6 protein-coding genes are annotated in these 5,479 nt (G+C 66.7%); all 6 read left to right on the forward strand.

What is annotated here, in order from left to right:
- Window positions 1–1,339: hypothetical protein (locus tag WA805_RS06605; RefSeq protein WP_425241888.1), on the forward strand; the 1,339-nt coding region annotated here is incomplete at its 5' end.
- A 128-nt stretch (window positions 1,340–1,467) separates the two neighbouring features.
- Window positions 1,468–2,493, forward strand: coding sequence for an NADH:ubiquinone reductase (Na(+)-transporting) subunit F (locus tag WA805_RS06610; RefSeq protein WP_422275062.1), 1,026 nt, complete (start codon window positions 1,468–1,470; stop codon window positions 2,491–2,493).
- Complete coding sequence (locus WA805_RS06615) at window positions 2,490–3,659, forward strand: aromatic/alkene monooxygenase hydroxylase subunit beta (protein ID WP_422288949.1); 1,170 nt, start codon at window positions 2,490–2,492, stop codon at window positions 3,657–3,659. Before WA805_RS06610 ends, WA805_RS06615 begins: the two co-directional genes overlap by 4 nt.
- Window positions 3,656–4,030: a propane 2-monooxygenase effector subunit MimD gene (mimD, locus tag WA805_RS06620; RefSeq protein ID WP_422339094.1), complete on the forward strand. Its 375-nt coding sequence runs from the start codon at window positions 3,656–3,658 to the stop codon at window positions 4,028–4,030. Before WA805_RS06615 ends, mimD begins: the two co-directional genes overlap by 4 nt.
- 11 nt (window positions 4,031–4,041) lie before the next feature.
- Window positions 4,042–5,094 (forward strand): amidohydrolase family protein, encoded by a 1,053-nt coding sequence (locus WA805_RS06625; RefSeq protein WP_422275056.1) that lies wholly within the window; start codon window positions 4,042–4,044, stop codon window positions 5,092–5,094.
- Window positions 5,091–5,479 (forward strand): iron-sulfur cluster assembly protein (locus tag WA805_RS06630; protein ID WP_425241889.1); only part of this gene is annotated, 389 nt, incomplete at its 3' end. The genes WA805_RS06625 and WA805_RS06630, both read left to right, overlap by 4 nt.

The following is a 5,479-nucleotide window of genomic DNA, read 5'->3' on the forward strand; positions in this document are numbered from 1 at the left end:
GTTCCGGACCGTACCTAACCCGGAGCTGCACAACGGCCAGGCCATCCAGATGATCGACGAGGTCCGTCACTCGACGATCCAGCAGAACCTCAAGCGCCTGTACATGAACAACTACATCGACCCGGCCGGCTTCAACTCGAGCCTGCGGAACTTCCAGAACGACTACTGCGGCACGATCGGCCGCCAGTTCGCCGAGGGCTTCATCACCGGTGACGCCATCACCGCGGCCAGCATCTACCTCACGATCGTGGCCGAGACGGCGTTCACCAACACGCTGTTCGTGGCCATGCCCGCCGAGGCCGCGGCGAACGGCGACTTCCTCCTGCCCACCGTGTTCCACTCGGTGCAGTCGGACGAGTCGCGGCACATCTCCAACGGCTACGCCACGCTGCTGATGGCGCTGTCGGACGAGAGCAACCATCAGCTGCTCGAGCGCGACCTGCGCTACGCGTGGTGGAACAACCACCGCGTGGTGGACGCGGCCATCGGCACGTTCATCGAGTACGGCACCAAGGACCGGCGCAAGGACCGCGAGTCCTACGCCGAGATGTGGCGCCGGTGGATCTACGACGACTACTACCGCTCCTACCTCGTGCCGCTGGAGAAGTACGGCCTGGTCATCCCGCACGACCTCATCGAGGAGGCGTGGAACCAGATCTGGAACAAGGGCTACGTGCACGAGGTAGCCCAGTTCTTCGCCACCGGCTGGCTGGCGAACTACTGGCGGATCGACCCGATGACCGACAAGGACTTCGAGTGGTTCGAGTACAAGTACCCGGGCTGGTACGACAGGTACGGCAAGTGGTGGGAGAACTACAACCGCCTGTCTAGGCCGAACGGGCATCACCCGATCGTCGCCGAGGACGTCGACTACCAGTACCCGCACCGCTGCTGGACCTGCATGGTCCCGTGCCTGGTCCGCGAGGACATGGTGATGGACCAGGTGGACGGACAGTGGCGCACCTACTGCCACGAGGAGTGCCGCTGGACCGACGCGGTGGCCTTCCGGCCCACCTACCAGGGCCGCGAGACGCCGAACATGGGCCAGCTCATCGGCAAGCGCGAGTGGGAGACGCTCTACCACGGCTGGAACTGGGCCGATGTGGTCAGCGACATGGGCTACGTCCGCGACGACGGCAAGACCATGGTCGCGCAGCCGCACCTCGACCTGGGCGACCAGAAGAAGATGTGGACGCTCGACCACCTGCGCCGGATGCCGCCGCTGCAGTCGCCGAACGTGCTGCTCAACGAGATGAGCGACGAAGATCGCCAGGCGTTCCACGCCAACTATGTACGCGGTGGTCCCGCAGGCCGCCCCGCTCCGGCAGACGGCGGGTGACGGTTCTCGGCTTATTCCGAACGGACCCGTGGCGACTCCCCGGCGCCAGGCGCGAGCCTGCCCGGGGGGTCTGGGGGGCGGGATAGCCCCCAGCCGGGAGGCACTGCGGAGGGCGGAGGGAGGTGACCGTGCCCGGTAAGCACAAGGTGCGCTTCGAACCCGTCGGCATCGAGATCGAAGTCGGCGAGGACCAGACGATCCTGCGGGCCGCGGCCGAGCAGGGAATCATGCTCATGCACGGCTGCAAGGAAGGCCAGTGCGCCTCGTGCAAGTCGTTCATCCTCGAGGGCGACGACATCGAGCACGACAGGTACTCCACGTTCGCGCTGCCCGACTACGAGAAGGAGGAAGGCTACACGCTGCTGTGCCGGGCGCACCCCTACGAGGACGTCACGATCGAGCTGCTCAACTACGACGAGGACATGATCAGGTCCGGCCTGCCGATCCAGCACGCGGTGGCCGAGGTCGTGTCCAAGGACGCGGTGACGCACGACATGCGCCACCTGGTGCTGCGGCTGATCGAGCCAGGCGAGGTCAAGTTCTTCCCCGGCCAGTACATGGATATCAGCGTGCCCGGCACCGAGGAGGTCCGGTCGTTCTCGATGGCGAACACCTCGAGCAGGGACGGGCTGCTCGAGTTCGTCATCAAGGTGTACCCGGACGGGCTGTTCTCCCAGTTCCTCGACAAGGAACTCCAGGTTGGCGACCGCCTGGAGCTGACCGGCCCATTCGGCGTCTTCACGTTGCGCGACTCCGAAGCGGAGCTGGTCTTCGTGGGCGGCGGAGCGGGGATGGCCCCGATCCTGTCCCTGCTCCGCTCCATGGCCGAGCGCGGCATCCACCGCAAGGCCACGTTCTTCTACGGCGCCCGCGGGCAGCACGACCTGTGCTTCGAGGAAGAGCTGAGCGCGATCGCGGAGAAGCTGCCGAACTTCAGCTATGTCCCGGCTCTCTCGCACGAGGACTGGGACGGCGAGAACGGCATGATCACCGACGTCGTCAAGCGCCTGCGGGGCCGCCTCGCCGGCGCGCACGCCTACGTCTGCGGTCCGCCGCCCATGGTGGAGGCCGCGATCCCGCTGCTCGAGACGCTCGGCGTCGAGGACAAGCGGGTCTATTACGACAAATTCACCACAACCGGAGAGCCCCAATGACGAGTACGCAAGAACGCAGCGTTCCGAAACCGGTCTTCACCGACGCCGAGGCGGGCGCCAAGGAGTTCCCCGACTCGGACAGCCGCCGGTTCAACTACTTCATCCCGGCCAAGCGCAAGCAGTCGCACTACGAGGACGTCACGGTCGAGGTCCAGCCGGACCCGCGGCACTACCTGTCGCAGGGCTGGCTGTACGGGTTCGCCGACGGCCGCGGCGGCTACCCGCTCGACTGGACCGCGCTGAAGGCCTGGGGCGTCGACCGGCCCGAGCCTGAGCGCTATCCCGGCTCGGGCGGCAAGGGCTATGACTGGCCCGCGCACGGCTGGCACGAGTTCCGCGACCCGAACGAGGAGTGGGAGCTCACCCTCTACCGCTACAACTCCAACGTCGTGCGGCAGGTCAACCAGAACGTGGAGAACGCCCGCCAGTCCAAGGCGTTCGAGCAGTGGAACCCGAACTGGGTGCGGTTCGTCGAGCGCAACGTCGGCGCCTGGATGCACGTGGACCACGGGCTCGGCCTGTACCTGTACGCGAACGCGCAGCGGCGCGCCCCCACGAACATGCACAACAACGCGATCTCGGTCAACAGCATGCACCGCATCAGGGCGGCGCAGGACCTCGCGCTGTACAACCTCACGCTCACCGAGGAAGTGCCCGGGTTCGACGGGGCGGCGCACCTGGAGACCTGGAGCTCCGACCCGGCCTGGCAGGGGGTGCGGGAGGTCGCCGAGCAGCTCACCTCGATCTGGGACTGGGGCGAGGCCATCTTCGCCGGCAACGTGGTGTTCGAGCCGCTGGTCGGCGAGCTGTTCCGCAGCCAGCTCGTGCAGCACGCGGCGCCGCGCAACGGCGACTTCGTGACGCCGACGATCGTCGGGGCGGCGGAGTACGACTTCGCCGAGCGCGACCTGCGCTACACCCAGGCGATGTTCGAGCTGCTCACCGCCGACCGGGAGTTCGCCGATCACAACAAGACGCTGCTCAACGGCTGGCTGACCGACTGGGTGCCGCGGGCGCTGCAGGCGGCGCGCAACATGCAGCCGCTGTGGTCGCAGCCCGACCAGAAGCCGCCGCGCTTCGAGGACAGCCTGGACGCCGCGAAGAGCCGGTTCGCCGGCATCGTGACCGACCTGCACCTGGACGTACCGAAGGAGCTGGCCCAGTGACCACGTTCAAGACCGCGGAGAGCCCGTTCAAGTCGGACAACACCGCGTCCAACCAGTGCGGCTTCACGCTGATGAACAACCAGGTCGGCGCGGTCGTCGCGCAGGTCATGGCGACCAAGCCGAACGTAAAGGTGCGGGCCCTGCCGTCCATGATCCGGGTCGACGCGATCGGCCGGATGGACGTCATCTACGACGAGATCTCCGAGGCGCTCGGCGAGGAGCCCGGCTACTTCGACTCCGCCGAGTTCGAGGAGAACATGTCGACGCACTACGGCCGGATGATCCACGAAGACGACCGGACCATCATGTTCGCCAACCCCGAGGACGCCGCCGAGTACCTCGGCTTCGACCTCATCCCCTCGCAGCAGTAGAGGAGGTCCCCTTGTACGAGAAGAACGGCGAGAAGTACTTCATCGTCGACTCGCACATGCACTACTGGAACGCCGCGCCTGACAACTGGGTGCCTGGCGCGGAGCAGTACGCCAAGGGCTGGATCGAGTGCTTCCACGCCTACCAGTCGCTCGGCCCGAAGGAGACCCACTGGCCGATCGACCACTTCCAGAAGTACTCGGAAGACGACCTGATGAAGGACGTCTTCGAAGACGGACACGTGGACGTGGCGATCTTCCAGCCCACCGACCTGAAGGAGTGGTACAAGGAGGGCTTCAACACCACCGAGCGGAACGCCGCGCTCGGCGAAAAGCACCCGGGCATGTTCATCGCCAACACCCGGTTCGACCCGCGGGACAGCGACGCGGGGCTCGAGGACCTGCGGCGCAACGTCGAGCGTTACGGCTCCAAGGGCGTGAAGCTCTACACCGCGGAGTGGAACAACGGCTCCCGCGGCTACAAGCTCAGCGATCCGGCGGCCTACCGGTTCCTTGAGAAGGCCCAGGAGCTCGGCATCAAGAACGTCCACGTGCACAAGGGCCCGACGATCTGGCCGCTGGACAAGGACGCGTTCGACGTGTCCGACGTGGACCACGCCGCGACCGACTTCCAAGGGCTGAACTTCATCATCGAGCACGTCGGCCTGCCGCGGATCGACGACTTCTGCTACATGGCGACGCAGGAGCCCAACGTCTACGCCGGCCTGTCGGTCGTGACCGGCGCCCTGATGCACGCGCGGCCGAAGTTCTTCGCGCGGGTGATGGGCGAGCTGCTGTTCTGGGTCGGCGAGGACAAGATGACGTTCGGCAGCGACTACGGCATCTGGGAGCCGAAGTGGCAGGTCGAGGGGTTGGTCGACTGGCAGATGCCGGACGACGAGCAGTTCGCGGACTACCAGAAGCTCACCACCGCGACGAAGAAGAAGATCCTCGGCCTGAACGCCGCCAGGCTCTACGACATCAAGGTCCCTGACGAGTGCCAGCTGCCCGCCGGAGCCGGAACTCCCGCTGCGAAGGACGACGCCCAGCTGGTCACCGGGCAATGAGGGAGGACGTCCTCACAGCCCTGTCGGCCGTGCGCGACCCGGAGCTCGACGAGCCGATCACCACCCTCGGCTTCGTCGCGTCGTGCACGGTCTCGGGCGACGGGCAGGCGCGGGTCCGGCTGCGCCTGCCCACCTACTTCTGCGCGCCGAACTTCGCGTTCCTCATGGTGGCCGACGCCTACGACGCCCTCGTCGCGATCCCGGGCGTGCGGACGGCCGAAGTGGTCCTTGAGGACCACTTCGCGTCGGACGCGATCAACGCCGGGGTAGCGGCCCAGGCGGGCTTCGTCGCCTCATTCGACGGCGAGGCCGTGGCCGAGCTCGGCGACCTGCGCGCGCAGTTCCTCCGCAAGGCGGTGCTGGCCGGCACCGACCTCGTGTGCCG

The organism is Trebonia sp. (genome assembly GCF_049794275.1).
In the GTDB taxonomy this organism is placed as follows: domain Bacteria; phylum Actinomycetota; class Actinomycetes; order Streptosporangiales; family Streptosporangiaceae; genus Trebonia.

Coding starts and splice junctions, on each gene's coding strand:
- WA805_RS06615 (WP_422288949.1), top strand. CDS start 2,490: ATGACGAGTACGCAAGAACGCAGCGTTCCGAAACCGGTCTTCACCGAC.